Genomic DNA, 25908 nt, shown 5'->3' with positions numbered 1-25908 from the left:
GTCCGCCGCAGGGCGTCGCACGTCAGCCGCGGTGCCGCCCGCGCCGATCGGGATCCCATGCCCTGCGTCACCCTCCCCGCCGCCAGCGCCCCGGACCTGCGCGCCGCCCTCGAGCTCCTCGTCTCCGAGCGCGGCGGCTGCCCGCCGGCGCTGCGCGACGTGGCCGCCCGCCTCGACGGCGACGCCCCGGTGACCGTCGGGCGCCCAGCGGCCCACGTCCTGGCCACCGGCGTCGTCCTGGCCGCCGACACCGCCGTGCTGGCCCAGCCCGTCGCGCTGGACCTCCTCGCGAAGCTCGCCGCCTAGGCGTCGGACCACCGGGCGAGGAACGCGTCCGCGTCCAGCCGGCGCAGGTCGGCCCGCAGCGCCTCGGCGCGGTGGGCGGCCTCCCGCGCCTCGAGGTCCCAGAGCAGGACGACCTCGAGGTCGTCGAGGTCGACGACCTCGACGCTGTCGACGCGGTCGGGGTGCTTCTGCACCCGGACCTCGAAGCGCCGCGCCGCGCTCACGGCGCCGGGACCTCCTCGAGCGCCGCGTCGCCGTGCAGGACGCGACCGTCGGGCAGCCAGATCGCCGGGACGTCGCGCACGCCGCGCTGCGCCGCCAGCTCCGTGGCCGCGTCCAGGCGCGCCACGATCGCGTCGCGCTCGACGGCCTGCAGCAGCGCCCGGGGGTGCATCTCGCACGCCGCGCCGGCGACCAGGACGGTGGTCTCGTCCGGCACGCGGCCGCCCGCGAAGACCTGGCGGAAGCAGGCCTGGGCGAAGGCGACGACGCGCCCGACCTCCTTGGCGTAGGTCGCGGCGCGCAGCGCGAGCTCGCTGTCGAAGGGGAAGGGGTCCGGCCAGCGCACCGGCTGCAGCTGCCGCGCGGCGGCCGTCTCCTCGATGCGCCCGAGCGCGACCTCGCGGTCGGTCGCGCAGCGAAAGCCCTCCCAGGTGTCGGCGCCCGGTAGCGCCTGCGAGCGGACCGGGATCCACTCGGCGACGACCGGGAGGACCGCCAGGACGCGCTCGGCCGCGAGGTAGGCCTCGGGCGAGCGCAGGTCGAAGTAGAAGGCGCCCCGCTCCGGCTCCGGGGCGCTGGCGTCCTCGAGGTGGACCTCGAGGCTCACCCGTGGATGAGCCAGCCGTCGGCGGCCCGGGCGGCCTCCTGGACGGCCTCGCTCAGCGTCGGGTGCCCGTGGATCTGCTGGGCGACCTCGTGGAAGCCGCCCTCGAGCGTGCGGACGTTGACGAGCTCCTGGATGAGCTCCGTGGACTTCGCGCCGACGATGTGGCCGCCGAGGAGCTCGCCGTACTTGCGGTCGCCGACGACCTTCACCAGGCCGGTGCGGTCGCCGTAGACCGTCCCCGCGCCGACGGCGCCGTACTGGACCTTGCCCACCACGACGTCGTAGCCCTGCTCCTTGGCCTGCTCCTCGGTGAGGCCGAAGCTCGCGACGTTGGGCAGGCAGAACGTCGCCCGCGGCACGTCGGGGTAGGCGATCGGGTGCACGTCCTTGCCGGCCGCGTGCTCGACGGCGATGACGCCCTCGTCGGAGGCCTTGTGCGCGAGCGCCGGGCCGCGGACGAGGTCGCCGATGGCGTAGACGCCCTCGACGCTCGTGCGCCCGACCTCGTCGACCTCGACCAGGCCGGTGTCGGCCAGCGTGATCCCGGCGCCGTCGAGGCCGAGCGCCTCGACGTCGGGACCGCGGCCCGCGGCGATCACGAGGTAGTCCGCCTCCCCGGCGGTGCCGTCGCCGTAGGTGAAGGTCACCCGGTCGTCGTGGCTCTGGACGTCCTGCACGAAGGTCGAGACGTGCACGTCGATGCCCTGCTTCTTGAACCCGCGGTTGGCGACCTTCGAGATGTCGGCGTCCTCGGTGGGCAGCACGCGGTCCAGGCCCTCGAAGAGCTGGACCTGCGTGCCCAGGCGGGCGTAGGCGGAGGCGATCTCGGTGCCCGACGCGCCGGCGCCGACGACGGCCAGCGAGCCCGGCAGCTCCTCGAAGGCCCAGGCCTCCTCGGTGCCGATGACGCGCCCGCCGAACTGCGTGCCCGGGATCGGCTTCTTGACCGAGCCCGTGGCGAGGACCAGGACCTTGGTGGCCTCGAGCTGGCGGTCGCCGACGGCGACGCCGCGGCCGCCCGTGAGCCTGGCCTCGCCGGAGATGAGCTCGATGCCGTTCTTCTGGAAGAGGCCGGAGACGCCGCCCGTGAGCGTCTTGATGACCTTCTTGCGGCGCTCGCCGACGGCGCTGAAGTCGACCTCGGGCTCGGAGACCTTGATGCCGAAGTCGTCGGCCTCGCGGATCTCCTGCAGGACGTCGGCGACGCGCAGCACGGCCTTGGCCGGGATGCAGGCGTAGTTCAGGCAGCGCCCGCCGACGACGTCGTCCTTCTCCACCACCGCCGTCGTGAACCCGAGCTGGGCGGCGCGGATCGCGGTGACGTACCCACCGGGACCCGAGCCGATGACGATGCAGTCGAAGGAGTCGGCCATGGCGCCGAGTCTATGAAGACGGATCTAGATGTCGCGTTGCGGCATCTGGATGCGCGCCATCGCGCGGATGAGCTTCCAGAACAGGAGGCCCAGGAAGGCGATGGCGGCGGTGACGACGAGCGCCGCGAGCGCGCCCTCGGCCCGCATGAGCGCGAGGCACAGGACGAGGATCTGGAAGAGCAGGATCGTCTCGAAGCCCAGCACCGCCCAGTACCTGGCCTTCCACATCCCGCCCGCGGCGAGCACGAGCAGCGCGGTGGTGACGACCGTCGTCGAGACGGCGCTGCGCTCGTCGCCCTGGAAGTCGGCGCCCGCGAGGACGGCGACGACGTTGGCGACCGCCATGACGGCGGCGACGACGGCGGCGACGGTGACCCAGGTCGGGCGCTCGCCGGGGGCGAGCGGCTCGAGCGCGGCGCGGGCCTCGGCGTCGCGCTCGGCGCCCGAGCGCCGCGGCGGGCGCTCCGTGCGCGGCGGGGCGGCGGGGGCCGTGGCCGTCGCCTTCGGGGCGCTGCCGGCGTCGCGGCGCTTGCGCGAGCGGCTGCCCACTACGCGGCCCTCCCGACGGGCGCGCGGTCCAGCGCGGCGCGCAGCGCGCGGGCGGTGCGCTCGGGGTCGTCGGCCTCGTCGAGCACCCGGACGACGACGATCCGCCGGGCACCCGCATCGACGACGTCGCCCACGGTCTGCTCATCGATCCCGCCGATGGCGAACCACGGCTGGTCGCCGGCGTGGGCCGCCGCATGGCGGACGTAGTCGAGGCCGGCGGCGGGGCGGCCCGGCTTGGTGGGCGTCGCGTGGACCGGGCCGACCGCGACGTAGTCGGCGTCCGGGGAGGCGGCGAGCTGCTCCGGGGCGTGGGTCGAGCGGCCGACCACGCGGTCGGTCCCGACGGCGGCGCGGGCGGCGGCGACGGGCTCGTCGTCCTGGCCGACGTGCACGCCGTCGGCGCCGACGGCCCGCGCGAGGTCCGGCCGGTCGTTGAGCAGGAAGAGCGCGCCGTGGCGGTGGCACAGCGCCCGCGCCTCCTCGGCCGCGGCGAGCACGGCGTCGTCCCGGGCGTCCTTCATCCGCAGCTGGAAGAGGTCGGCACCGCCGCGCAGCGCGCCCTCGAGCGCGTGCAGCGACGCGCTGACGTAGTAGAGGCGCGCGGTCGCCAGGCGGGCGTGCCGGTCGGCGGTCACGCCCACATCCTCGCAGCGACGCTCAGCGCCCGGCGCGCCAGTCGGCCACCTTCTCGCGCACGGCCTGGCGCACGAAGCGCCCCGTGCCCGGGTCGCCGCCGCGGACCGCGCCGAGCAGGCCCTTGGCGAACTCCGAGCGGATCTCCGGCGGCATCGGCGGGACCTCGGGGTCGCAGACGAGGTCGATGACCGCGGGCCGCCCGGCCGCCAGCGCGCGGTCCCACGCCGCCCCGACGTCCTCCGGGCGCTCGACGCGGATGCCCTCCAGGCCGACGTTGCGGGCGAACTGCGCGTAGTCGAACGGCGGGAGGTCCTGCGTCTGGGCGACGCGCGGGGCGCCGCCCATCACCCGCTGCTCCCAGGTCACGAAGTTGAGGTCGCCGTTGTTGAGCACGAGGACCACGAGCCCGCCCTCGCCGAACCGGTCGGCGTAGGCGGCGAGGTCGATCAGGCCGTTGATCCCGATCATCTGCATCGCGCCGTCGCCGAGCGTCGCGACGACCGGGCGGTCGGGGTGGGCGAGCTTCGCCGCCAGCGCGTAGGGCACGGCGCAGCCCATCGTGGCCAGCGTCCCCGAGAGCGCGGCGTCCATCCCGCGGCGCAGCCTGAGGTGGCGCGCCCACCACGCCGTCGCGCTGCCCGAGTCCGTCAGGACGATCGCCTCGTCGGGCAGGCGCGCGGACAGCTCGTGGAAGGCCAGCTGCGGGTTGACCGGGTCGGCCGGGACGTGCGCCCGAGCCTCGAGCTGCGCCCACCACCGCGCCACCTCGCGCTCGACCGCGGAGCGCCACCCGCGGTCGGCCTTGCGGCGCAGGTGCGGGACGAGCGCCCGCAGGGTCTGCGCGGCGTCGCCCACGAGGTTGACCTCCGTGGCGTGGCGCATGCCGATGAGCTTGGCGTCGCGGTCCACCTGCACCGACCGGGCCTGCCCCGGCTCGGGCAGCCACTCGGCGTAGGGGAACGCCGTGCCGACGAGCAGGAGCGTGTCGCAGCCCTCCATCAGGGCGTCCGAGGCGCTCGAGCCGAGCAGGCCGACGGGGCCTGTCACCTGCGGGAGGTCGTCCGGGACGACCGCGCGACCGTTGAGCGCCTTGGCGATGCCGGCGCCGAGCAGCTCCGCGACCTCGAGGACCTCGTCGAGCGCCCCCTTGGCGCCCTGGCCCACCAGGATCGCCACCCGCTCGCCCGCGTTGAGCACCTCGGCGGCCTCGGCGATCGCCGCGTCGTCGGCGCGGAAGACCGACCCCGACGCGGGCCGGCTCGACGAGACGACCGCCCCGTGGGCGCGCGGCGGGTCGCGGTGGGGCTCGTCCTGCACGTCGCCGGGGAAGACGAGCGCCGTCACGCTGCGCCGTGCCTGGGCGGTCCGCACCGCGCGGTCGACGAGGTGCGCGGCGGCCTCCGGGACGGTGCACTGCTGGACGAAGTCGCTCGCGACGTCCTTGAAGAGCGTCAGCAGGTCGACCTCCTGCTGGAAGTCGCCGCCCATCGACATCCGGTCCTGCTGGCCGACGAGCGCGAGCACCGGGACGTGGTCGAGCTTGGCGTCGTAGAGGCCGTTGAGCAGGTGGATCGCGCCCGGGCCGGAGGTCGCCAGGCAGCAGCCGACCTCGCCGGTGAGCTTCGCGTGGGCGCACGCCGCCAGGGCGGCGAGCTCCTCGTGGCGGGTCTGCACGAAGTCGATGCCCTCGACGTGCTCGAGCGCGAGGTCGAGCCCCGTGCTGCCGTCCCCGGGGTAGCCGAAGATGCGCGTGATGCCGTGCTCGCGCAGGCGCTGCAGCACGAACTCGCCGACGGTGGGGGTGGCCATGGCCTCCCGGGTGCCCGCATCGGACGCGGGCTAGCATCGGGACGGTGTCTGACGGCGTCGACGTCGCGGTCGTCGGCGGCGGGGTCGTGGGCCTCGCCGTCGCCTGGCGCGCCCGCGCCCGCGGCCTGACCGTCCGGGTCCTCGACCGCGGCGAGCTCGGCGGCGGCACCTCGCGTGTCGCCGCGGGGATGCTCGCGCCCGTCGCCGAGGCCGACCCCGGTGAGCGCCCGCTGCTGGCGCTGGGCCTCCAGAGCGCGCGGCGCTGGCCGGCCTTCGCGGCCGAGCTCGAGGACGTCACCGGCCTCGAGGTCGGCTACCGGTCCTGCGGCACGCTGCTCGTCGCCCGCGACCGCGACGAGGCCGAGGCGCTGGAGCGCGAGCTGGAGCTGCGCGGCCGCCTGGGCGTCCGGGCCCAGCGCGTCCTGCCGTCGGCCGCCCGCCGCCTCGAGCCGGCGCTGGCGCCCGCCCTGCGCCTCGCGCTCGACCTGCCGGGCGACCACGCCGTCGACCCGCGCGCGCTGCTGGCGGCCCTGGCCGAGGCCTGCCGGCGCGCCGGCGTCCAGCTCCAGCCCCACACCGACGTCCCGGACCCGCGCGCGCTGGACGCCGGGCGGGTCGTCCTCGCCGCCGGCCCCTGGTCGGGGCCGCCGGTGCGCCCGGTCAAGGGCCAGGCGCTGGCGCTGCGCGACCCGTCGGGCCCCGGCCTCGTGGACCGCGTCCTGCGCTGGGACGGCGGGTACCTCGTGCCGCGCGGCGACGGGCGCTACTACCTCGGCGCCACCATGGAGGAGCAGGGCTTCGACACCGCGGTCACGGCGCTGGGCGTCTACGAGCTGCTGCGCGACGCCGGCGAGCTCGTCCCCGGCGTGCTCGAGCTCGAGCTCACCGAGACGCTGTGCGGCCTGCGCCCCGGCACGCCCGACAACGCGCCCCTCATCGGCCCGGACCCCGACGACCCGCGCCTCGTGTGGGCCACCGGCCACTTCCGCGGCGGCGTCCTCCTGGCGCCGGCCACGGCCGACCTCGTCACCGCCGAGCTGTGCGGCGAGGCGCCCGAGCACGCCTTCGCCCCCGGGCGCTTCGCCGCCGAGGTGCGCGCGTGAGCATCGTCCTCAACGGCGAGCCGCGGCCCGTCGCCGACGGGACGACCGTCGCCGCCCTGCTCGCGGAGCTCGAGCTGGGCCACCGCGGCGTCGCGGTCGCCGTCGACGCCGAGGTCGTGCCGCGCAGCGCCTGGGAGGACCACGTCCTGCCCGACGGCGCGCGCGTCGAGGTCGTCCACGCGGTCCAGGGCGGCTGACCCCACGAGCATGCGCATCGCCGACCGCGACTTCTCCAGCCGCCTCATCCTCGGGACCGGCGGCTTCCCCCGGCTCGACACGCTGGCCGCCGCCACGCGCGAGTCGGGGACCGAGCTCGTCACCGTCGCCCTGCGGCGCGTCGACCCCGCCGCGCGCGGCTCGCTGGTCGACGTCCTCGACGCGTGCGGCGTCGACGTCCTGCCCAACACCGCCGGCTGCTTCACGGCGCGCGACGCGGTCCTCACCGCGAAGCTCGCCCGCGAGGCCTTCGAGACCGACTGGGTCAAGCTCGAGGTCATCGGCGACGAGCGCACGCTGCTGCCCGACGGGCCCGAGCTCCTGCTGGCCGCCGAGGAGCTCGTGGCCGACGGCTTCGTCGTCCTGCCCTACACGACCGACGACCCCGTCCTCGCCCGCCGCCTCGAGGACGTCGGCTGCGCCGCCGTCATGCCGCTGGGCTCGCCGATCGGCTCGGGCCACGGCATCAACAACCCCTACAACCTGCGCCTCGTCGTCGAGCAGGCGGGCGTGCCGGTCATCCTCGACGCCGGCGTCGGCACCGCGAGCGACGCGGCGCTGGCGATGGAGCTCGGCTGCGACGCGGTGCTCTGTGCCAGCGCGATCTCGCGCGCCGAGGACCCGGTCGCCATGGCCCGGGCGATCCGCCTGGCCGTCGACGCCGGCCTGCTCGCCCGCGAGGCCGGCCGCATCCCACGACGCACCTACGCCAAGGCGTCCTCGCCCGAGGCGGGCGTCGCCGAGTTCGTCCACCCGTCGGATCCCGCGGCGCCGGTGCCGGCGGGCGACCCGGCCGAGCACGGCGGCGCGGCCGCCGCTCCGCCCACGCGGTGAGCGCGCCGGTCCACGAGCTGCTCGAGGCGATCGGCGGGCGCTCCCGCCACCGCCTCGGCCGCATCACGACGCCGGACGTCCACTGGGAGGACCCGCTGACCGCCGAGCCGCTCGTGGGCGCCGAGGCGCTGAGCGACCACCTCGCGCGGTTCTGGGCGGCGTTCCCGGACGGCCGCGTCGAGCGCATCGGCGACGTCCTGACCGGCGGCCGCCACGCCGCGGCGCCCGTGCTCGTGCGCGGCACGCACACGGGCGAGACGAGCGCCGAGCTGCCGCCGACCGGCAAGGAGCTCGCGATGCACGCGATCCTGTGGTGCGAGCTCGACGGCTCCCAGCCGGCGCTCGTGCGCCGGGCGCGGGCGTTCTTCGACCCCGCCGACGCGGGCCGTCAGCTCGGCGTGCTGCCCGCGCGCGGCGGGGTGGGGGAGCGGCTGCTGCTGATGCTCCAGGGCTTCGGGCTCAGGAGCCCTCGGCCGTGACCTCGATGGTGCCGTCCATGCCCGGGTGCAGCGTGCAGACGTACTGGATCGTGCCGGTCTGCTCCGGCGTGAACTCGTAGGTCCCGCCCTCGTCGATCAGCTCGGACTTGAAGTCCGCGCCCTCCTCGGCGACGACGTTGTGCTGGATCGACTCGTCGTTGACCCAGCGGATCGTCTGCCCCTCGGCGACGGTGACCTCCTCCGGGTCGAAGCGCAGGTTGCGCATCCCGACGCGCACGGTGCCCTCCTCGAGCGGGGCCTCGCCGCCCTTGCTCGTCTGGGACGGCGAGGCGGGCGACGTGGCGACGTCCCCGCCGTCGTCGTCGCCGCACCCCGCGGCGGTGGCGGCCAGGGCGAGGGCGGCGAGCACGGCGGCGGTGGTGCGCATGGCTGCATCATCACACCAGCTCGGCCAGCACCGGCCGGTGGTCGGAGAGGCCCCCGGCGTCGAGGGTCCGAGCACGGCCGCTGAGACCGCGGGCGAAGACGTGGTCGACGCCGTGGGAGCCCGGGATCCGCGCGAGGCCGGGCAGGGCGGGGTCGGGGACGTTGAGGTCGCCGCCGAGGACGACCCGCGGTGCGGCGCCCGCCCAGCGCAGGACGGTGCTCGCCGCGAGCGCGAGGTCCTTGCGCGTCTCGCTGTGCGGGCGCACCTGGGCGTGGAGGTTGGCGACCCACGTGCCGTCGGGCAGCGCGACGGCGTGCACGACCCGGCGCTCGGGACGCCGGCGCAGGCGCCGCGTGCGGTGGTCGGTCGGGATCCCGCCGCGCACGAGGACCGCGTTGGCCCCGCCGCCGTTGGACTTGATGAGGTCCGGGCGCCGGCGGGCGATGGCGCGGCGCACGCACAGGCACTGGTTGCGGGAGGTCAGCGCCGTGCGCGCCGCGGCCGCCCCCGTGGCGCGCGCGAGGTCCGGCGGCCACCACGGCGGGACCTCCTGGAGCAGCGCGACGTCCCAGTCCCACGCCGCGAGCGCGGCGCCGAACTCGGGCAGCAGCTCGCGCGGGCGGTCGGGCACCGCGCGGCCGTGGAAGAGGTTCCAGGTGAGCACCCGCACGCCGCTCGATGGTGCCCGCTGGTAGGAACTCGTAGGCCATGCGCCACCTCCTGACCGGCCACGAGCTCGACCGCGACAGCCTCCTCGCGCTCCTGGACCGCGCGGCGCAGCTCAAGCGCGAGCCGCTCGCGTCGCGCGCGCTGGACCGCCGCACCGTCGCCCTCGTCTTCCAGAAGCCGTCGACCCGCACGCGCGTCTCGTTCGAGTCCGGCGTGGTCGAGCTCGGCGGCCACCCGATGGTCCTGCGCCCCGACGACCTGCAGATCTCGCGCGGCGAGTCGCTGCGCGACACCGCGCGCGTCCTGGGCCGCCACGTCGCGGCGGTCGGCGTCCGCGGCCACGACGACGGCGAGCTCGAGGCGCTCGCCGCGGAGGACCAGCTTCCGGTCTTCAACATGCTCACGGCGGGCCACCACCCGTGCCAGGCGCTGGCCGACCTGCTCACGCTGCAGGAGGCCTTCGGGCGCGTCGAGGGGCTCAGGGTCGCCTACGTCGGCGACGGCAACAACGTCCTGCGCTCGCTGCACGACGTCGGAGCGCTCGCGGGCGTCGAGGTGGTCGCCGCCTCGCCGCTCGCCTACACCCTGGACGGCGTCCCGGCCGAGACCGACCCGCGCGAGGCGGTGCGCGACGCGCACGCGGTCTACACCGACGTGTGGATCTCGATGGGCGACGAGGACTCGGGCTCCAAGCGGATGGCGCTCGAGCCCTACCGCCTCGACGAGGCGCTGCTCGACGAGGCGGCGCCGGGGGCGATCGCCCTGCACTGCCTGCCCGCGCACCCCGGCGAGGAGATCAGCGAGGGCCTGCTCTACGGCCACCGCCAGCGCATCTGGGACCAGGCGGAGAACCGCCGTCACGCGCAGAAGGCGATGCTCGAGTGGCTCCTCGAGGTCGGCCCGTTCGCGTGACGGTCCCATCCGCGCGTCTCGGGTAGGGTCGCGGCGATGCCTCAGCCGAAGCGGTCCCGCAAGGGCACGGCGGCGACGAGCGAGACGCCCGAGGAGCTGCGCGAGCAGCTGCAGGCGCTGCGCGACCGGCTGCTGCAGTCGGTGACGCTGTCGACCGACCGGCTGCAGGAGGCGGTCGACGACGCGGTGCGCCGCGGGCGCATGACGCGCCACGACGCCGAGGAGCTCGTGAGCGGCCTGGTGAGCGCCGGGCGCACGCAGACCGAGCAGCTCCTGGCCGACCTCGAGCGGCTGCTGCCGCCCGGCGTGGCCACCGGGGCGCGCCGTGCGACGGCGCCGGCGCGGACGGTCGTGGACCGCGCCCGCCGCGCGGTCGGCGGCTCGGACGGCGCCGGGCGCTTCCCGATCGACGACTACGACGACCTCACCGCGGCACAGATCACCGGCCGCCTCAAGGAGCTGGACCCCGCCCAGCTGCGGGCGGTGCGCGACTACGAGAAGCGCAACGCCAACCGCAAGTCGGTGCTGGCGGCCGTCGACAAGGCGCTGGCGTAGGCCGCGCTGCCCAGCAGCGGGTCGCCGTCCACCAGCCACGCCGCGGCCGGCCAGTCCAGGCCGGAGGCGTGGGCCATGCGCCGGGCGTAGCGGTCGCGCAGCGGCTCGACCGGGCCGTGCTCGAGGAGCTCGAGGTCGTGCAGGACCGCGGCGGCGGCCAGGCGGGCGTCGAGCCGGGCGAGGGCGTCGCGGGCGGCGGCGTCGGTCGTTCCCGCCGCGGCGGCCCGCAGGCGCGGCAGGTCGTGCGCGGCGTCGACCTCGCCGAGGCGCGGCGGCGGTCCCTGCAGGGTCTGGGCCGCCCAGCCCTCGAGTGCCGCGACGTCGGTGCCCAGCGCCGTGTGCAGCGCGCGGGCGCTCGGCCAGCCCAGCGCGCGCACGGCCCGGCGCACGCGCTCGAGCTCCTGCGCGGCGGGCGCGGCGAGGACGTCGACGACGACCTGCAGGCGCCGCTCGGCCAGCTGCGCCCGCTGCAGCGCTCCCGGCTCGCGGGCCAGCGCGTCGGTCAGCGCGGGGACGCCGTGCTCCTCGGCCAGCCGCTCGCGTGCCGCCCGCGGCCCGGCGGCGGCGTCCTCGAGCTGGCGCTGCACGGCGGCCACGTCCACGGCGGTGGCATCCTAGGTGCGCCATGGAGGCCACGACGAAGACGCGCCCCGAGCGCGGCCAGGAGCTCGAGCTCACCATCGACGACCTCGCCTTCGGCGGGGCGGGCGTCGCGCGCGTCGAGCTGGAGGCCGGCCGCCCGCCCTACGTCGTCTTCGCGCGCGACGCGATCCCGGGGGACCGCGTCCGGGCGGTGGTCACCAAGCGCAAGCGCCACTACGCCGAGGCACGGACCGTCGCGGTCCTCGAGCCCTCGCCCGAGCGCGTCGACCCGGTCGCCGACCACCCGGGCGCGCCGTGGCAGGTCCTGCCCTACGCGCGCCAGCTCGAGGTCAAGCACCACCAGGTCGACGACGCGCTGCGGCGCCTGGGCAAGCTCGACGGCTTCGAGCTGCGCGACATCGTCCCGGCCGTCGAGCAGTGGCGCTACCGCAACAAGCTCGAGTTCTCCTTCGGCCACGACGACTCGGGCGCGCTCGTCTGCGGCTTCCACGCCCCTGGCTCGTGGGAGGACATCGTCGGCCTCGAGGACTGCCTGCTGCAGTCCGAGCGCGGCAACGAGGCGCGCCGGGCGGTGCTCGACTGGGCCCGCGGCGCCGGCCTGCGCGCCTACGACCGGCGCGCGCAGGAGGGGCTGCTGCGCAACCTCGTCGTGCGCGAGGGGCGGCGCACCGGCGAGCTCCAGGTCCGCCTCGTCACGAGCGAGACCGACGCGCTGAGCGCCGAGGAGCTCGGCGAGGCGCTGGTCGGCCTGGCCGACAGCGTCCTGTGGACCCGGATCGCCGGCGTCGCGGAGGTCACCGCGGGCGGCGTCACCCAGACCGTCGCCGGCGCCGACCGGATCACCGAGGAGCTCAGCGGCCTGCGCTTCTCCATCGGCGCCGAGTCGTTCTTCCAGACGAACACCGAGATGGCCGAGGTCCTCTACGGGATCGCCGCCGACGCCGCCGGCCTGCGCGGCTACGAGCGCCTCTACGACCTCTTCTGCGGCATCGGGACCATCGGCCTGTCGATGGCCGCCCGCGCCGGCGAGGTGTGGGGCGTCGAGGTCGTCGAGGAGGCGGTCGCCGACGCGATCCAGAACGCGAAGGCCAACGGCATCCGCAACGCGAAGTTCTTCGCGGGCGACGTCCGCCTGGCCATGCGCGACCTCGTCGAGGAGGCCGGGCGTCCCGAGGTCCTCGTCGTCGACCCGCCGCGCGCGGGGCTGTCCCAGAAGGTCGTGCGGCGCGTCATCGAGGCCGGCCCGAAGCGCATCGTCTACGTCTCCTGCAACCCGACGACGCTCGCGCCCAACGCGGCGCAGCTCGTCGCCGACGGCGGCTACGTCCTGCGCCACGTCACGCCGGTCGACATGTTCCCGCAGACGCCGCACATCGAGTGCGTGGCGCTGCTGGAAAGAGCCCTGTAAAGCGGCTCTTTTCGAACGGGGGAGTACCAGGCGGGTACCGCGTGGCGCCCTAGTCGTCGCTTAGGTTGAGCCGCTTCTCGGCGGGATGGTCGTCGCTGTAATGGCCGGGAGTGCCGGGGTGTGGCTTCAGCGGCTCCGGCTTGGGTCGATCTGAACTAGGCGGCTTGGGCTTTGGCTTCTCGTTCGGTTCGCGATCGGTCATGCCAGCAAGCCTCCTCCAGGCTGGGCCGGGATCCAAGTCACAACCTCAACCGCAAGGCAGATCGCTGCCAATCGATAGCGGCACTGCAGCGCCTCGACCGCGCTCTTGTTGGCGTTCAGCGACTCGTCGTAATGAAGGGCCAGATCCCGCATTGCATCGGCGGAACTAACGTCGGGATCGTCTGCGTAGTCGTCGACAATGGCTGCCGGGCTCATGAACCAGTTGAACTCCTCTGGCATCAGGACCCAAACACACAGTCCGGCGGTCAGGATGAATGCAAGGAGCGCGATGACACCCCACGTGCCGGGGTCATGACCCTGGCTGAGCGCCTGTCCGCCGAGAAACGAGGTGACGAGGGAAGCGGCGGCGAGCAGTGTGCCCGCACGAGTCCGCAACTGGTCGACGGACGCTCGCTGGATCTCCATCGCTCTTATCGCCTCGTCGTACGAGAGACGTGCGACTGCCTCGTCTACTGCCATCCCTTCCGCCCCTTCTGTTTTCCTTCGTAGCTCGTCTTCTCTCTGAGAGTCGTCCGGGGATTGGTCTTCGCGTAGCTCTTGCTGACGAAGCGGCCCGTGATCGCTGAGCGGTAGCGAATGCGGACTGGGCTCGCCGGCTTCGAGGGCTTGGGGGGACGTTTTGCCACGGCGGAGAGGCAGAGCGTGGACGCAGGCGCCTTCGGCGCGGTCCGTGCCAGTTGTACGCCCGCATCCTGACGGATGGAGAGCGAAGGAACGCGCCCAGGGATGGGCGAGCTGCGCGCGCTGCGCTGGCGGGACGTGGACTTCGCCAACCACACGCTGCACGTCCGCGAGAACTACACGCACAACCAAGTCCGCCGTCCCAAGTCCGGCAAGGTCCGGGCAGTCCCTCTGATCGATCTAGCTGCGGCCCGACTCGACGGTCTGAGCCGGCGTGAGCTCTTCACGCAGCCAGGGGATCTGGTCTTCTGCAACCCGCTTGGCTCGTATGTGCACGACGGTGATCTGCGGCGGCGGTTCTACGCCGCGCTGCGGCTGGCCGGTCTTTGGCACAGGCGCCACGAGGACAAGCCGATCACGTTCCACGACCTCCGCCACACCTTCGGCACGCTCGCTGTGAAGGTCTGGGATCTGCCGACGGTGCAGGGCTACATGGGCCACAGCGACATCAAGACCACGATGGGCTATGTCCACCATGTGCCGAAGACGGAGCACGCCGATCAGCTCTCTCGTCTTGTCGGCTCTGCCGACCCGGCTACGCCAGCACTTGCCTGAAGCGGTCCAGGGCGAGCACCGGGTCTCGCTCGGGAGCTAGGACGCGCACGACCGGGCCGCTGCCCAAGACCGGGCTGAGGAGATCGCGGACGGCGTCGAAGTACGCCCTCTGCCTGGCGCGTCCGTACGGACCGGGGAACTCCGTAGCGGTCTTGTGCGCGAAGGCGCGCTCGGCCCTCTTGGCGGTGGCCAGGCAGGCCTTGGCGTAGACGCTGCGCTCGAAGGCCAGCTGAGCATCCGCTGGATAGAGCGCGAACGTCGCAAGACGCTGGATCGTGAAGTGCTGGTCCTCGTCGAACTCGACGATTCGACCCTCCAGGAGAAAGTCGGGGGCGACGGAACGCTGGGGCTTCGCTGCCAGAGCGGCCTCGTCTCCATCGAGGAGCTCGAAGATCGCTTGCAGGGCCGAGTGGACGTCCGTCGGCAGGTGAGCCGCGACGGCGACGTGCCCACGCGTGGTCAGCCACGGAAGCGGCTGACTAGGGAGCAAGTCGTAGCCGGCCTCTGTGGCCAGGAGCCGGAAGCGCTCGGCCACCCTCGGTGCTTTCGAAGCCGCCGGGATGAACAGCAGGTTAGACGTTTTTGCTCTGGTCGAATACGTCTAGGGGGCCGCAGGATCCTGGGCGTGAAGCCAGCGGAGCGCTTCGCGCGCAACCTGCGCGCTCTTCGCGAGAGCAAGGGCCTCTCACAGGAAGCGGTAGGTGATGCCGCTGGTCTGCACTTCACGCAGGTGAGCCGCTACGAACGCGGCGTTCACGAACCAGGGGTGACGGTCATCGTGAACCTGGCGCGGGCCCTGGGAGTGCGGCCCTCCCAGCTGTTTGACGGCTTCGAGTAGCGCTCGTCTCAGGCGTCGACCGCTTCGAGAATGAGCCGTTCGAACCGGGCATCGAGATCATCCGGCGAACTCAGTAGGCCCTCGACTACATCGCGGTCGATGGGGACGATCACAGCATCGTTGCCCTGCGAGCCACGCAGGATCTCGATGACAGCGTCCTTCGAGATGGTGCTGGACGAGCACAGAAACCCAAGCTTGCACCGGCCTTTGCGATTTGCCATTTGCTCCTTCAAGTACTTGACGACGTCCGAGCCTGTCGGAGTGGCCTCGTTCTTGGCAGTGGCAATCACTACTGGCCCGCCGATGAGTTGCGCCACGTGGCCAGCCGCCCGAGAGGACATCACGATGTCGATCTCCTCCGAGGCGTTGCGATAGGCGTGCTCCTCCACCTCGAGCCAGGACACCTGGCTGAACAGGAGACACAGCGCCTCCTCGTACCACCGTCCGCGCGCCGCATTCGTGCCGTCTCCCGCTCCATCCGCTAGCCGATCATTGACGAGGACAACCATTTCCGCGGGGGTCATCGACACACGGCGGCCCGCGACCCAGTCAGCGACGGAGCGGTATCTCTCCACCGCGACCGGTGACCGCGTGAGGTCGACGTGCCACACGCGCGCGTCAAGGTTCTGCAGGGTCTGCATCGTCGAGAGCTCGAGCCCCGTCGCGCCTGTGGCAAAGGCAACCCGGTGCTCGGCCGCGGCGGCCGCGACAAGGCGTCGACTGAATGCGCGGGGGAGATCCCCGTCGATCGAAAGATGCACGACCAGACGCTTATCGCCAACTAGGTCGGGAAGCCACGAAGTGTCGCCCAGCGCCAGCCGCTCGTTGGTCTCTTTCAACTTTGGATCTGTGGCGCGCAAGACCTCTAGCGCCCGACCCCGGTCGCCGTCCCCTGGTCCGTAGCGAGCCTCTGGCTGGTCCTCGCTCACTCCACCGAGTACTCCTCAAGCAGCGAGGACAGAGAGTCCCTCGTGTCGCGGAGCGCGGCTAGGAGTGCCGTTCGCGGCGGGCCCTCCGACGCGTCTTCCAACAGACGGGCGAATTGTGCCGGGAGTCTCAAAGCCTGTTCGGCGAGCTTGTCCGCCTCGACCGAGAACGCGACGGACGCGTCGTAGACCTCGTCGATTGTCGTGGCGGGGTCATCGAAGAGCTTCCGAAGAAAGGCGTCCAGGGCTGACTCGGCGTCGGGGGCGCCCGCGTCGACCTGGGCCCGTTGGATAATCGGCTTGACCTTGCGCAGGTCGATCAGATCGTCAAGCGCACCATGCTCACGCTTCTCCACAAAGGCTGACCTCAGGGCTTCTGCGTCGTACCGCTCCGACATATGCGTGCGATTCCGCGCCAGCGGGCGGATGACGTTTCGGTCGAGCTCTACGAAGAAATTCATCGGGACGTCCCCGCTCTCGATGAGCTGCTGATACCTCTCCGGCAATTCGAGCACGAGCTTAAAGCGAGAGATCTGCTCCTTCGACAACCCGGTGAGGCTGCGAAGCTCTTCGGGATCGTCGGTCTCGTGTCGCTCCATGACTTCTCGCAGCGCACGGGCCGTCGGCATCTCCTCCCAGTCCTCGCGGACCTTATGGATGTTGAACATCTCAACGATGTTCTGCTTCAGGTCCGGCGGCCCGTCTCGAACAATCGCGGGGATCGTTTCTAGCCCGAGCCGCATGGCCATACGCCAGCGCCGCTCCCCGTCGATCAACCGGAATCGATCCGGGATATCCGGGTCGGGATACACATAGACCGGCACGAGGACACCGCCGGACTCGTCGATCGATTCGGCGAGGCGATTGAGTCCGGCCTCGCGAAAGTGCATCCGAGGATTCTCGGGGTTCCGTTCGATGTTCTCAGGCGGGATGTCAGCGAGGCGAGTGGGCATGCAGCTCCTTCGGGCTATTCGGCGACCCAGACGTACTCCGAGACCGCTTGCCGGGCCTTGCCATGTCGGGCGCCGAGGGTGGAATGAGAGGCGGGCGCATCGATAGCCAAGGTCACCTTCTTGAAGTGGCCCCGAAGAACCTCCGCCAGATCCATCCCGAGGCCTCCAGTGAGCAAGCCGGAACTGGGGTAACTCAGCAGTAGAACGCCGTCACGGCTAGCGGTCATCTGGCACAGCTCGACTAGTGCATCAAGCACCTTGCTCTTGATGCTGAAACGAGTCCGGAATCGGTCGGGGCGATAGCGTCCCATACCGTTCGACTCCGGATAGTCGTACCGCGTGAGGGTTTCGAGCACGTGGTAATAGCGCGAGTAGTGCTCTTTGGAGTAGGGCGGGTCGGCGTAGAACACCGGGGGGTCTCGGAGCCCGTGCCTGTCCAGTGTCCGGCCGAGATCGAGCGCGTCGCCCTCGAAGACGGCGTTGTTCAAGCGCCACTCGCGAGTTCCGTACGGACGTAGCGAGGCCAGATCGTCGAGAAAGGTGTCCCAGGGGCTACGACGTCGGCTTGAGAGGACCCGCGCCAGGCCACTGTCGGTCTCGCCCCGGAGGAACTGCGCAAAGTGGCCCGGCGCGCTGGCCGATCGGCTTGCAGCCTGGAGTAGGGCCACCTTGAGCCACGCGTCTTCGTCAGTGTCCGTAACGGACTGATCGCGCACGTGATCGATCGCGTAACGAAGGCTGTCGATTTCAATGGCCTGTTGAAGCCCGAAATACCCCCACGCAAACGTGAGCGTTGCGAGGCGGTACGGGAAGGCAGGTGAAAGGCGGAGCCCGGCGACCTCGGCTGCCACGGCAAGGTCGTTGCCGGCATGCGCCCAGGACCTCGCGGCTGCGCCGTATATGTCCGGACGGGCCTTGCGGTGAACGTGCTTCTCCGTTGCCAGCTCCCTCGCGAACCGTTCGCGAAGTGCGAGCAGATTGCGCCGGTACGGCTCCGCCAGGACCGCTTCAGCCCGGTCGCGGCTGGGAGGTCCGTTGGGGCTAGCGACGACGCATCTAGCGACCAGCGTGGCGAAGGCCTGGACGTCGTTGACGTACGCCGAGCGGCCCGAGGGCGCAACCGCGCCTGCCACTGAGCACATTCCGCCGAACAGGTCGACAAGGGGCCGTGTGCGCGCGTATGGGGCGCAGAGGCCAGCAACCTTCGTTGCCAAAGCCTGCTTGTTCCCCATGTAGCGGATGCGGGTTCCGGCAGCGCTCACCGGGTCAACAGGGCGGCTCTGAGCACGAAGAGCACCCTAATTCGCGTGGGGGTACCAGTCGAGCCTCTGCCGGTACCGCTCGAAGTACCGGTCTGAGCGGATCTGAGCGGCACGGGGTGGACGGTAGGCACTCCGCCTGACGGCTTCGTGCCCCGGCAGGGGCGGGGGCCGGGTTACATCGAGTGCGTGGCGCTGCTCGAGCGCTAGCGGCGGCGCGGGCGCTCGCCGCCGCGCACGGCCTGCCCGGCGGCGGGGCGACGGTCCTGCACGCTGGGAGCAACGTCGTCGTCCACCTCGCACCGGCGCCGGTCGTCGTGCGGGTGATGACCGGCACCGCGGTGCTGCACGACGACCCGCGGGCCTGGCTGGCGCGCGAGGTCGAGGTCTGCGCCCGGCTCGCGGGGCTGGGCGCGGCGGTCGTCGCGCCCAGCGACGAGCTGCCGCCCGGCCCGCACCTGGTCGACGGGCTGTGGCTCACGGGCTGGGAGCACGTGGCGGTCGACCGCGCCGCCGGTGAGCCCGAGCCGGAGGAGCTCGGCCAGGCGCTGCGCGACCTGCACCGCGCCATGGCCCACGTCAACGTCGCGCTGGAGCCGCTCGACGCGGTGCGCGACGAGGTCGGCGGCCTCATCGCCGACGTGGCGGACGACCCGCGTGCCGACGGATGGCGCGCGCAGCTCGCGGCGGTGCCCGAGGGGGCCCTCACCGGCGGCGCCGCGGGCCAGCCGGTCCACGGGGACGCCTCGTTGTCGAACCTCCTGGCGCTGGCCGACGGCCGGCGCGTGTGGGCCGACTTCGAGGACGTGCGCCACGGTCCCGTCGAGGCCGACGTCGCGGGCCTCGTCGACGCGGCGCGCCGCCGCGAGCTCGGCGCCGCCTACGAGCAGGCGCTGCTGGCCGCCTACGGCCCGGTCGACGAGGAGGTCCTGGCGGCGCAGCTGCGCCTCCACGACCTGTACGGCACGGTCTGGCGGGCCCGGCAGGCCGCCGCCTAGCGCGGCGCGTCGCGGACGTCGACGGTCCGCCCGTCCTCGTCGAGGACGAAGGCGGTGTCGCCGTAGGTCCACACCTCGCGACCGTCCACGCGCGTGACGGCATCGGGGCGACCGCCCTCACGGCACAGCCGGGCGCGGTCGTAGCGGTCCAGCGCGCCGGTGACCGTCAGCGCGCGCGGGTCCGTCGCCGTCCGCAGGCCCTCGCACGCCTCAGCACGCGTCGGCAGCTCGTCGCCGCCGCAGCCGGCGAGTGCGACGAGGAGCAGGGCGCAGGCGAGGACCGGAGCGGCGCGCACGGTCCCGTCATGCCCTGCGAGACCCGTCGCGTAGCCTCACCGCGTGGCCGAGACCTTCCTCCTCGTCGACGGCGAGAACATCGACGCGACGCTCGGCGGGTCGCTGCTCGGCCGCCGGCCGGGCGCCGGAGGAGCGCCCGCGCTGGGACCGCGTCCGCGACCATGCCCGCGACGTCTGGGACCAGCCCGTCCGCGGCCTGTTCTTCCTCAACGGCACCGGCCACGTCCCGATGGCCTTCGTCCAGGCGCTGCAGGCCCTCGACTTCCGCCCGGTCCTGCTCAGCGGGCCGTCGGAGGTCAAGGTCGTCGACGTCGCGATCGTCCGCACCCTCGAGGCGCTCGCCGAGCGCACCGACGGCGGCGACGTCCTCCTCGCCAGCCACGACGGCGACTTCGCCGAGGCCCTCGCACCCCTTGTGCGCGACGACGGCCGCCGCGTCGGGGTCCTGGGCTTCCGCGAGCTCATCTCCTCCCAGCTGCGCGACCTCGTCGGCGACGGCCTGGAGCTCTACGACCTCGAGGACGACGCCCAGGCCTTCACCGTCGCCCTGCCCCGCGTCCGCGTCATCCCGATCGCGGACTTCGACCCCTGGACCCTGCTGGGCTGAGGGCTACGCTGGGGAGGGTCGTGACCGAGCGCAAGGACGACCGCCCCCGCCTCGAGACCCTCCCGCTGTCCGCGACCGAGCGGCTGCTGGAGCGGGCCACCATCGACGAGTCCGGCAAGGGCCGGCCGCTCTCGGCGCGCGCCATCCAGCGCGAGCGGACCGTCGAGGGCTACCTGCGCGGCGAGATGCTGCCGCGCTACATCACCCGGGCGCGGGAGATCGAGCGCGAGACCGCCCGTCACGAGCGCGAGCTGCGCGCCGCCCGCGACGAGCTGCGCGAGCTCTTCCCCGGCGACCCCGAGGCGTTGGCCGCCGCGTGGCGCGAGCGCGTCGCCACCTGGTCGTTCGAGGACGTCAACCTCCTCATCCGCCAGCACAACGAGTGGTACCCCATCGAGCGCGACCTCCCGATGGACCCGCGCACCGGCCGCTACGTCAACGCGTTCGGGATCGACTTCCTGCGCACCGAGCTCGACGCCGCCTGGGCGCTCGAGCGCGTCCCGGCCTAGCTAGCCCTTGCGCGACGCGCGGGCGCGGGCGGCGATGACCTTCTTCGCGCGCTTGGTGGCCACGATGACCTCGCAGCCGACGACGACGTCGCGCTTGTCGACCTCGGCCACGTCGTAGCCCGGGCCGCAGTCGACGACGTCGCGCGAGGAGTCGTAGGCGGAGATGGTGTCGTCGCCCGAGCCGCCCTTGAGGACGTCCGCGTCGAAGCCGCCGAAGAGCTCGTCGTCGCCCGCGCCGCCGTTGATGCGGTCCCGGCCGCGGCCGCCCTCGAGGTAGTCGTCGCCGGCCTCGCCGCTGAGCAGGTCCTCGCCGGTGCGGCCGAAGACGACGTCGTTGCCCTCGCCGCCCCAGATCGTGTCGTCGCCGGCCTCGCCCTCGAGCGAGGCGTCGTCGCCCCCGCCGCCGCGCAGGCGGTCGTCGCCGTCGCCGCCCATGATCGCGTCGGACGCCGGCGAGCCGGTGATGACGTCGTCGCCGGCCTTGGCCTGGAAGATCGTCGCGCCGTCGGGCGCGCCGGCCGGGCGCAGGGTGGCGGCGTCGGCCACGGCGCCGGCGGGGATGGCCTCGAGGACGTCGTCGCCGTCGGTGCCGCGCAGGGCGGGGCGGACGTCGTCGGTCGGGTCGAGCAGGTGCGTGGCCGCGTACTCGCCGCAGAAGCGCAGCGACTCGGGGTCGACGGGCAGGGCACGCTTCTCGGGGTACGGCGAGTCGGTCTGCAGGACCCTGTTGAGGCTCGGCGGGACCGGCAGCAGCGTGCCGATGGTCGCCTTGACGACGCCGCCGAGCGTCCACTGGTGCACGCCGGTGCAGTTCGAGCGCTCCGAGCGCAGGACGATCGTGTGCTCGCAGTCGGTCATCAGCGAGCGGTCGTCGGCGAGGTCGATGATCGCGATGTCGTTGCCCTCGCCGCAGTCGATGGCGTTGTCGCCGGGCGTGGTGAACGTCGTGGGGTCGACGATCTCCGTGGAGTTGCGCTCGAAGTCGGTGGCCCAGAGGAGGTCGTCGCCCGAGCCGCCGCGCAGCGTGTCGGCGCCGGAGTTGCCCACGAGGACGTCGTTGCCCTCGCCGGCGTTGAGCTCGTCGCCGCCCTTGCCGCCGCGCAGCATGTCGTCGCCCGGGCCCCCGTCCATGACGTCGCCGCCACCGCCGCCCAGCAGGACGTCCGCGCCCTCGTCGCCGACCACGTGGTCGTCGCCCGGGCCGCCCGAGACGAGGTCGTCGCCCTCGCCGCCGAACAGCCCGCCGTCGGCGGAGCGGGTGCCGTCGTTGCCGTTGCCGCCCTCGACGCGGTCGTTGCCGGGGCCGCCGAGCGCGAGGAGGTCGTCGCCGAAGCCCATCTGGATGACGTCGTCGCCCACGCCGGCGTCGACGCGGTCGTCGCCCTGGCCGGCGGTCAGCGTGTCGTTGCCCTCGCGGCCGAGCAGGACGTCGTCGCCGCGCTCGGCCACGAACTCGTCGGGCAGGCCGACCTCGTCGTTGCCCGGGCCGCCGTCGAGGCGGTCGTTGCCCGAGCCGCCGCGCAGGCGGTCGTTGCCCGACCCGCCGCGCAGGTGGTCGTTGCCCACGGCGCCGGAGACGAGGTCGCCCCCGCCCATGCCGCAGATGGCGTCCGAGGCCCAGCCGCCCGCGAGGCGGTCGCCGCGGCCGGTGCCGACCCGGTCGCAGCCGGCGACGGACGCCGTCGCGCGCGGGGCGGCGTCGGCGACGAGGGGCGCGAGCAGGAGCGCCGCGAGGAACGCGGCCAGGGCGGGTCGGAGGGCCGGCAGGGACACGGCCCGGTGGTCGGGTGGATCCTGCCCGTCTTGAAGCTGGTGATGCCTGGGCTCAGCGGATGGACGAGCGCTTGTCGCGCGCGTCGCGGATCCCGTCGCGGTCGGTGTCGCGCCGCGTCGGGTCGTTCTCGCCGCGGTCGCGCCGGCCGTCGCGGTCGCGGTCCTCCCGGGCGTCCCAGAGGCCGTCGCGGTCCGTGTCGCGCTTGCGAGGGTCGGACTCGCGGCGGTCGCGCCGGCCGTCGCGGTCGCGGTCCTCGCGGCCGTCCCAGATGCGGTCGCGGTCGGTGTCCTTGCGCCGCGGGTCGGTCTCGCCGCGGTCCAGGCGCCCGTCGCCGTCGCGGTCCTCGAGGCGGTCCGGCAGCCCGTCGCGGTCGGTGTCGGCGGTGCGCGGGACGCCACCCGGGGTGCCGCCGCTCGCCCCACCGCCGCTCGCGCCCCCGGACGGCGTCCCCAGACCACCGCGCGGCAGCGGCTGCCAGTCCGGCGACTCCTCGAGCGCCGGCGTCGCGAACACCGGGCGCTGGTCGCTGCCGTCGGCGCCCATCACCCAGATGTCGCCGTCGGGGTCGTCGCGCTCGGTGGTGAAGGCGATCCGGGTGCCCTCGGGCGACCACGCCGGTCCCTCCTCCTTGGCGCCGTTGGTGGTCAGGCGCCGCTGGTCGCTGCCGTCGACGGCCATCGTCCAGATCTCGCCGGAGGCCTCGACCGCCGGGTCGTCCTCCGGGTTGCCGGGAAGCTCGGCGCGCTCGAAGGCCAGGCGCGTGCCGTCGGGCGACCACGACGGCGCCGACTCCCAGCGCCCCGAGCCGGCCGTGAGGTTGCGCGGGTTGGCGCCGTCGGCGTCCATGACCCAGACGTCCGGGTCGCCCGCGCGGTCCGAGCGGAAGGCGATCAGCGTCCCGTCGGGGGAGGGGACGGGATAGCGGTCGTCGGCGGTGTCGTCGGTGAGCTGGCGCGGGTCGCCGCCGTCGCTGACGCGGACCGACCAGACGTCGTAGTGGCCCTCGTCGCGGTTGGAGCGCACGAGCAGGCGCTGGCCGTCGGCCGACCACGCGGGCTGCGTGCTGAAGCGCAGGTCGCCGGGCGTCGTCGTCACCTGCCGGGCGCCGGAGCCGTCGAAGGCGGCCACCCAGCTCTCCTCGTCGCGGGGGCCGCTGACGACGGTCTTGAAGGCGATCGACCGGCCGTCGGGCGAGACCGCGGGCTGCTGCTCGCGCCCCGGGGTGGCGGTCAGCGGCCGCAGGCCGGTGCCGTCGGGGGCGATCGCGTAGAGGTCGTCGTCGCCGTCGGACGCGCTGGTGAAGACGATCGCGCCGTCGGCGCCCGGGAACGCGGCGCCGGCGCTGGCGGGCAGCGCCGCCGCGAGCAGGACCGTCCCGAGGATGGCGGCGCGCCGTCGCATTCGCCCGTCGAGGGTACGCAGGGGACGCCGCAGGCGCGACACCCGGCATGCTCCACGGGGATGCCGGCCCCCCAGACGCTCCGCGGCCTGCTGTCGGGCGCCGCCCGGCGGACGCTGCTGCGTCCCGGCGCGGTGCGGACGGTGCCCGCGGGCCTGGCCCGGGGCGTGCGCCTCGAGGTGAGCCCCGACTCGACCCTCCACGTCCACCTCGGCAGCGCGGAGGTCGAGCTCGTGCGCTGGCTGCGCCGGCTGGCGGTCCCCGGGACGCCGTGCGCCGACGTCGGCGCCAGCGAGGGGCTGTACGCGCTGACGCTGGCCAAGCTCGTGCGCGCGCCGGTCGCGGCGCTCGAGTTCCGTCCGGAGGCGCTCGCGCTGCTGCGGCGCAACCTCGACCGCAACCCGGAGCTCGCCCGTCACGTGCGGGTCGTCGAGGCCTACGCGGCCGACGTCGTCGACCCCGCCCACGGCGCCACGACGCTCGACGGGCTCGTCGCCCGCGGCGCGCTGCCCGAGCCCGGGCTGCTGAAGGTCGACGTCGAGGGCGCCGAGGTGGCGGTCCTGCGCGGGGCCCGGGAGCTGCTGGCCCGCCGCCGGCCCCACGTCCTGCTCGAGACGCACTCGGCGGGCCTCGAGCAGGCGTGCGGCGAGCTCCTGGTGCGCCACGGCTACCGGCCGGTCGTCGTGCACCAGCGCCGGGTCCTCAAGGAGGGGCGTCCCAACCCCGAGAACCGCTGGCTCGTGGCCGAGGGCCGGCCGGCCTAGCCGGCGAGGACGAGCGCCTCCTCACGCACCGCCGGGCGCTCGCGCTCGACCTCGACGGCCGTGACGCGCCGCGCGAGCGGCAGCACGCAGGCGATCGACGCGAACGCGCAGACGGCCATGAGCAGCCACGCCTGGTCGAAGCGCTCGGCCGCCTGCTGGAGGCTCTGCGGCGTCCCCACGATCGCGACGAGGCCGGCGATGCCGAGCACCGCGCCGACCTGGCGCGAGCACGACGCCACGGCGGTGCCCGTCGCGACGCGGTCGGCCGGCAGGTCCATGACCACCGCGGTCGTCAGGCCGCTGAACACCAGGCCGATGCCGACGCCCGACACGAGCTGCGCGGGCAGCCAGTGGCCGAGGTAGTCCGGCGCCATCCCGGTCAGGTCGCGGTAGAGCAGGCAGGCGACGCCGAAGACCAGCGTCCCCGCCAGCGCGACCGGGCGCGGTCCGAGCCGGTCGGCCAACCGGCCGCCGACCCCGGCCGCGACCGCCGCGGCCAGCGGGCCCGGCGAGACGGCGAAGCCGGCCTCCAGCACGGTGTAGCCCCAGACCGAGGTCAGGAACAGCACGTTGGCCAGCAGCAGCGAGAAGAACGCCAGCGAGAAGACGAAGTAGGCGCCGTTGGCCAGGGCGAACGAGCGGATCTGCAGGAGCTCGGGCTCCAGGATCGGCTCGTCGACGCGCCGCGACCACCGCACGAGGAGCGCGAGCAGGACGCCGGCCGTCGCCCAGGCCGCCACGACGCGGGTGTCGCCCCAGCCCCAGTCCGGGGCCTTGACGATGCCCAGCGCCAGCGCACCGACGCCCGTCGCGATGAGCCCGGCGCCGATGCCGTCGATGCGCTGCGCGCTCTCGGTGTCGCGGTGCTCGCGCAGCAGGCGGCGGCAGGCGACGAGGACGACGACGAACGCCACGTTGACGTAGAAGGCCCAGCGCCAGCCGGCGGCGTCGACCAGCACGCCGCCCAGCGACGGGCCGGTCGCCGCGGCGACGGCGCCCACGGCGGCCCAGACGCTCGTGGCGGTGGCGCGCTTGTCGGGCGCGAACTCCGGCAGCACGAGGCCCAGCGACGACGGGATGAGCGCGGCGGCGCCGACGGCCTGCAGGACCCGGGCGGCGATGAGCACCTCGGCGCTCGGGGCGGCGCCCGAGGCCAGCGACCCGGCCAGGAAGGTCCAGAAGCCGACGTAGAACATGCGCCGCCGGCCGACGCGGTCGGCCAGGCGCCCGAACGGCACGAGGAGCGCGGCGACCACGACGTTGTAGGCGTTGAGCACCCACGAGAGGTCGGTCAGCGGGGTGTCGCGGAACGTCGCCTCGATGTCGGGGAAGGCGACGTTGACGATCGTCACGTCGAGCAGCGCCATGAAGACGCCCACGCTCGTGACGAGGAGCACCTTCCACTCGCGGCTCATGCGGCTGGCGGGACCGGACATGCCGACGACGGTGCCAGCGACCGTTCGGCCCCAGAAGGGTGG

The 25908-nt window shown here is 73.8% G+C and carries 32 protein-coding genes; 14 read left to right on the top strand and 18 right to left on the bottom strand.

From position 1 onward, the window contains the following. Positions 1-57: 57 nt before the first annotated feature. Entirely contained in the window at positions 58-306 is a 249-nt protein-coding gene (locus JUB12_RS14075) for a hypothetical protein (protein WP_205696054.1), read from the top strand. Here JUB12_RS14075 and JUB12_RS14070 read toward each other — a convergent pair. From JUB12_RS14070 to JUB12_RS14045, 6 genes are read right to left on the bottom strand one after another with little or no spacing between them, the layout of a single operon-like run. Further along, positions 303-509, bottom strand: coding sequence for a hypothetical protein (locus tag JUB12_RS14070; protein ID WP_205696053.1), 207 nt, complete (start codon positions 507-509; stop codon positions 303-305). The two genes, JUB12_RS14075 and JUB12_RS14070, sit on opposite strands and share 4 nt — an antisense overlap. Beyond that, positions 506-1114, bottom strand: coding sequence for a DsbA family protein (locus tag JUB12_RS14065; protein ID WP_205696052.1), 609 nt, complete (start codon positions 1112-1114; stop codon positions 506-508). Before JUB12_RS14065 ends, JUB12_RS14070 begins: the two co-directional genes overlap by 4 nt. Then, the gene (gene lpdA, locus JUB12_RS14060; protein ID WP_205696051.1) at positions 1111-2487 is read right to left on the bottom strand and encodes a dihydrolipoyl dehydrogenase; all 1377 of its coding nucleotides are present in this window, start codon (positions 2485-2487) and stop codon (positions 1111-1113) included. The genes JUB12_RS14065 and lpdA overlap by 4 nt, the downstream gene beginning before the upstream one ends. Before the next feature lie 24 nt (positions 2488-2511). Further along, positions 2512-3036, bottom strand: a complete 525-nt coding sequence (locus JUB12_RS14055; protein ID WP_205696050.1) for a hypothetical protein — start codon at positions 3034-3036, stop codon at positions 2512-2514. Next, entirely contained in the window at positions 3036-3671 is a 636-nt protein-coding gene (thiE, locus tag JUB12_RS14050) for a thiamine phosphate synthase (RefSeq protein ID WP_241004270.1), read from the bottom strand. Before thiE ends, JUB12_RS14055 begins: the two co-directional genes overlap by 1 nt. A 22-nt stretch (positions 3672-3693) precedes the next feature. After that, positions 3694-5481, bottom strand: a complete 1788-nt coding sequence (locus JUB12_RS14045) for a thiamine pyrophosphate-requiring protein (protein WP_205696045.1) — start codon at positions 5479-5481, stop codon at positions 3694-3696. A gap of 44 nt (positions 5482-5525) precedes the next feature. On the opposite strand from JUB12_RS14045, the gene thiO reads away from it, so the two are divergent. From thiO to JUB12_RS14025, 4 genes are read left to right on the top strand one after another with little or no spacing between them, the layout of a single operon-like run. Beyond that, positions 5526-6584 (top strand): glycine oxidase ThiO, encoded by a 1059-nt coding sequence (gene thiO / locus JUB12_RS14040; RefSeq protein ID WP_205696044.1) that lies wholly within the window; start codon positions 5526-5528, stop codon positions 6582-6584. Next, positions 6581-6781: a sulfur carrier protein ThiS gene (gene thiS / locus JUB12_RS14035; RefSeq protein WP_205696043.1), complete on the top strand. Its 201-nt coding sequence runs from the start codon at positions 6581-6583 to the stop codon at positions 6779-6781. Before thiO ends, thiS begins: the two co-directional genes overlap by 4 nt. A gap of 10 nt (positions 6782-6791) precedes the next feature. Then, entirely contained in the window at positions 6792-7634 is an 843-nt protein-coding gene (locus JUB12_RS14030; protein WP_205696042.1) for a thiazole synthase, read from the top strand. Further along, positions 7631-8113, top strand: a complete 483-nt coding sequence (locus JUB12_RS14025) for an ester cyclase (RefSeq protein ID WP_205696041.1) — start codon at positions 7631-7633, stop codon at positions 8111-8113. The genes JUB12_RS14030 and JUB12_RS14025 overlap by 4 nt, the downstream gene beginning before the upstream one ends. On the opposite strand, the gene JUB12_RS14020 is transcribed toward JUB12_RS14025, so the two are convergent. Then, on the bottom strand, positions 8094-8501 hold the full coding sequence (locus JUB12_RS14020) for a plastocyanin/azurin family copper-binding protein (protein WP_205696040.1): 408 nt from the start codon (positions 8499-8501) through the stop codon (positions 8094-8096). The two genes, JUB12_RS14025 and JUB12_RS14020, sit on opposite strands and share 20 nt — an antisense overlap. Before the next feature lie 10 nt (positions 8502-8511). Further along, positions 8512-9171, bottom strand: coding sequence for an endonuclease/exonuclease/phosphatase family protein (locus JUB12_RS14015; protein WP_205696039.1), 660 nt, complete (start codon positions 9169-9171; stop codon positions 8512-8514). A gap of 38 nt (positions 9172-9209) precedes the next feature. Between JUB12_RS14015 and JUB12_RS14010 the strand changes: the two genes are divergently transcribed. Together JUB12_RS14010 and JUB12_RS14005 are read left to right on the top strand one after the other, a co-directional pair. Next, a complete protein-coding gene (locus JUB12_RS14010; RefSeq protein ID WP_205696038.1) occupies positions 9210-10082 on the top strand; it encodes an ornithine carbamoyltransferase in 873 nt (290 codons plus the stop codon). Between the two features lie 36 nt (positions 10083-10118). Beyond that, positions 10119-10637 (top strand): hypothetical protein, encoded by a 519-nt coding sequence (locus tag JUB12_RS14005; protein WP_205696037.1) that lies wholly within the window; start codon positions 10119-10121, stop codon positions 10635-10637. Here the strand turns inward: JUB12_RS14005 and JUB12_RS14000 are convergent. Then, positions 10574-11239 carry a hypothetical protein gene (locus JUB12_RS14000; RefSeq protein WP_205696036.1) on the bottom strand — a complete coding sequence of 222 codons (666 nt, stop codon included), beginning with the start codon at positions 11237-11239 and terminating at the stop codon, positions 10574-10576. The two genes, JUB12_RS14005 and JUB12_RS14000, sit on opposite strands and share 64 nt — an antisense overlap. 23 nt (positions 11240-11262) lie before the next feature. Here JUB12_RS14000 and rlmD point away from each other — a divergent pair, with 23 nt between their 5' ends. After that, complete coding sequence (gene rlmD, locus JUB12_RS13995) at positions 11263-12648, top strand: 23S rRNA (uracil(1939)-C(5))-methyltransferase RlmD (RefSeq protein ID WP_205696035.1); 1386 nt, start codon at positions 11263-11265, stop codon at positions 12646-12648. A 198-nt stretch (positions 12649-12846) separates the two neighbouring features. On the opposite strand, the gene JUB12_RS13990 is transcribed toward rlmD, so the two are convergent. Continuing rightward, a complete protein-coding gene (locus JUB12_RS13990) occupies positions 12847-13275 on the bottom strand; it encodes a hypothetical protein (protein ID WP_205696034.1) in 429 nt (142 codons plus the stop codon). 321 nt (positions 13276-13596) lie between these two features. Between JUB12_RS13990 and JUB12_RS13985 the strand changes: the two genes are divergently transcribed. Beyond that, positions 13597-14106 (top strand): tyrosine-type recombinase/integrase, encoded by a 510-nt coding sequence (locus JUB12_RS13985; RefSeq protein ID WP_205696033.1) that lies wholly within the window; start codon positions 13597-13599, stop codon positions 14104-14106. On the opposite strand, the gene JUB12_RS13980 is transcribed toward JUB12_RS13985, so the two are convergent. Continuing rightward, positions 14087-14641 carry a hypothetical protein gene (locus JUB12_RS13980; protein WP_205696032.1) on the bottom strand — a complete coding sequence of 185 codons (555 nt, stop codon included), beginning with the start codon at positions 14639-14641 and terminating at the stop codon, positions 14087-14089. The genes JUB12_RS13985 and JUB12_RS13980 overlap by 20 nt on opposite strands. Before the next feature lie 90 nt (positions 14642-14731). Here JUB12_RS13980 and JUB12_RS13975 point away from each other — a divergent pair, with 90 nt between their 5' ends. After that, positions 14732-14944 carry a helix-turn-helix domain-containing protein gene (locus tag JUB12_RS13975; RefSeq protein WP_205696031.1) on the top strand — a complete coding sequence of 71 codons (213 nt, stop codon included), beginning with the start codon at positions 14732-14734 and terminating at the stop codon, positions 14942-14944. A gap of 8 nt (positions 14945-14952) precedes the next feature. Here the strand turns inward: JUB12_RS13975 and JUB12_RS13970 are convergent, their stop codons facing one another. The 3 genes from JUB12_RS13970 to JUB12_RS13960 form a co-directional block, all read right to left on the bottom strand. After that, positions 14953-15783, bottom strand: a complete 831-nt coding sequence (locus tag JUB12_RS13970; RefSeq protein ID WP_205696030.1) for a hypothetical protein — start codon at positions 15781-15783, stop codon at positions 14953-14955. An 86-nt stretch (positions 15784-15869) separates the two neighbouring features. Continuing rightward, positions 15870-16823, bottom strand: coding sequence for a ParB/RepB/Spo0J family partition protein (locus JUB12_RS13965; protein ID WP_205696029.1), 954 nt, complete (start codon positions 16821-16823; stop codon positions 15870-15872). 14 nt (positions 16824-16837) lie between these two features. Next, complete coding sequence (locus JUB12_RS13960; protein WP_205696028.1) at positions 16838-18085, bottom strand: DNA adenine methylase; 1248 nt, start codon at positions 18083-18085, stop codon at positions 16838-16840. A 182-nt stretch (positions 18086-18267) separates the two neighbouring features. Between JUB12_RS13960 and JUB12_RS13955 the strand changes: the two genes are divergently transcribed. Next, positions 18268-19080, top strand: coding sequence for a phosphotransferase (locus tag JUB12_RS13955; RefSeq protein ID WP_205696027.1), 813 nt, complete (start codon positions 18268-18270; stop codon positions 19078-19080). Here JUB12_RS13955 and JUB12_RS13950 read toward each other — a convergent pair. After that, positions 19077-19376 (bottom strand): hypothetical protein, encoded by a 300-nt coding sequence (locus JUB12_RS13950; protein WP_205696026.1) that lies wholly within the window; start codon positions 19374-19376, stop codon positions 19077-19079. The genes JUB12_RS13955 and JUB12_RS13950 overlap by 4 nt on opposite strands. 230 nt (positions 19377-19606) lie before the next feature. On the opposite strand from JUB12_RS13950, the gene JUB12_RS13945 reads away from it, so the two are divergent. Together JUB12_RS13945 and JUB12_RS13940 are read left to right on the top strand one after the other, a co-directional pair. Beyond that, positions 19607-19984, top strand: coding sequence for a hypothetical protein (locus JUB12_RS13945; RefSeq protein ID WP_205696025.1), 378 nt, complete (start codon positions 19607-19609; stop codon positions 19982-19984). A gap of 20 nt (positions 19985-20004) precedes the next feature. Then, entirely contained in the window at positions 20005-20493 is a 489-nt protein-coding gene (locus JUB12_RS13940; RefSeq protein ID WP_205696024.1) for a hypothetical protein, read from the top strand. On the opposite strand, the gene JUB12_RS13935 is transcribed toward JUB12_RS13940, so the two are convergent. Further along, on the bottom strand, positions 20494-22266 hold the full coding sequence (locus tag JUB12_RS13935) for a calcium-binding protein (protein ID WP_205696023.1): 1773 nt from the start codon (positions 22264-22266) through the stop codon (positions 20494-20496). Between the two features lie 52 nt (positions 22267-22318). Continuing rightward, positions 22319-23668 (bottom strand): PD40 domain-containing protein, encoded by a 1350-nt coding sequence (locus JUB12_RS13930; RefSeq protein WP_205696022.1) that lies wholly within the window; start codon positions 23666-23668, stop codon positions 22319-22321. A 60-nt stretch (positions 23669-23728) separates the two neighbouring features. Between JUB12_RS13930 and JUB12_RS13925 the strand changes: the two genes are divergently transcribed. Next, positions 23729-24430, top strand: a complete 702-nt coding sequence (locus JUB12_RS13925) for an FkbM family methyltransferase (protein ID WP_205696021.1) — start codon at positions 23729-23731, stop codon at positions 24428-24430. On the opposite strand, the gene JUB12_RS13920 is transcribed toward JUB12_RS13925, so the two are convergent. Further along, positions 24427-25866, bottom strand: coding sequence for a DHA2 family efflux MFS transporter permease subunit (locus tag JUB12_RS13920; protein ID WP_205696020.1), 1440 nt, complete (start codon positions 25864-25866; stop codon positions 24427-24429). The two genes, JUB12_RS13925 and JUB12_RS13920, sit on opposite strands and share 4 nt — an antisense overlap. Positions 25867-25908: the final 42 nt, after the last annotated feature.

Source organism: Conexibacter sp. SYSU D00693, from assembly GCF_017084525.1.
GTDB lineage: Bacteria > Actinomycetota > Thermoleophilia > Solirubrobacterales > Solirubrobacteraceae > Baekduia.
The sequence above is the reverse complement of the archived record's forward strand: the minus strand, read 5'-3'. Positions and strand labels throughout refer to the sequence as shown.

Coding starts and splice junctions, on each gene's coding strand:
- JUB12_RS14075 (WP_205696054.1), top strand. CDS start 58: ATGCCCTGCGTCACCCTCCCCGCCGCCAGCGCCCCGGACCTGCGCGCC.
- lpdA (WP_205696051.1), bottom strand. CDS start 2,487: ATGGCCGACTCCTTCGACTGCATCGTCATCGGCTCGGGTCCCGGTGGG.
- JUB12_RS14045 (WP_205696045.1), bottom strand. CDS start 5,481: ATGGCCACCCCCACCGTCGGCGAGTTCGTGCTGCAGCGCCTGCGCGAG.
- JUB12_RS14030 (WP_205696042.1), top strand. CDS start 6,792: ATGCGCATCGCCGACCGCGACTTCTCCAGCCGCCTCATCCTCGGGACC.
- JUB12_RS14020 (WP_205696040.1), bottom strand. CDS start 8,501: ATGCGCACCACCGCCGCCGTGCTCGCCGCCCTCGCCCTGGCCGCCACC.
- JUB12_RS14010 (WP_205696038.1), top strand. CDS start 9,210: ATGCGCCACCTCCTGACCGGCCACGAGCTCGACCGCGACAGCCTCCTC.
- JUB12_RS14005 (WP_205696037.1), top strand. CDS start 10,119: ATGCCTCAGCCGAAGCGGTCCCGCAAGGGCACGGCGGCGACGAGCGAG.
- rlmD (WP_205696035.1), top strand. CDS start 11,263: ATGGAGGCCACGACGAAGACGCGCCCCGAGCGCGGCCAGGAGCTCGAG.
- JUB12_RS13990 (WP_205696034.1), bottom strand. CDS start 13,275: ATGGAGATCCAGCGAGCGTCCGTCGACCAGTTGCGGACTCGTGCGGGC.
- JUB12_RS13985 (WP_205696033.1), top strand. CDS start 13,597: ATGGGCGAGCTGCGCGCGCTGCGCTGGCGGGACGTGGACTTCGCCAAC.
- JUB12_RS13965 (WP_205696029.1), bottom strand. CDS start 16,823: ATGCCCACTCGCCTCGCTGACATCCCGCCTGAGAACATCGAACGGAAC.
- JUB12_RS13945 (WP_205696025.1), top strand. CDS start 19,607: ATGGCCTTCGTCCAGGCGCTGCAGGCCCTCGACTTCCGCCCGGTCCTG.
- JUB12_RS13930 (WP_205696022.1), bottom strand. CDS start 23,668: ATGCGACGGCGCGCCGCCATCCTCGGGACGGTCCTGCTCGCGGCGGCG.
- JUB12_RS13925 (WP_205696021.1), top strand. CDS start 23,729: ATGCCGGCCCCCCAGACGCTCCGCGGCCTGCTGTCGGGCGCCGCCCGG.
- JUB12_RS13920 (WP_205696020.1), bottom strand. CDS start 25,866: ATGTCCGGTCCCGCCAGCCGCATGAGCCGCGAGTGGAAGGTGCTCCTC.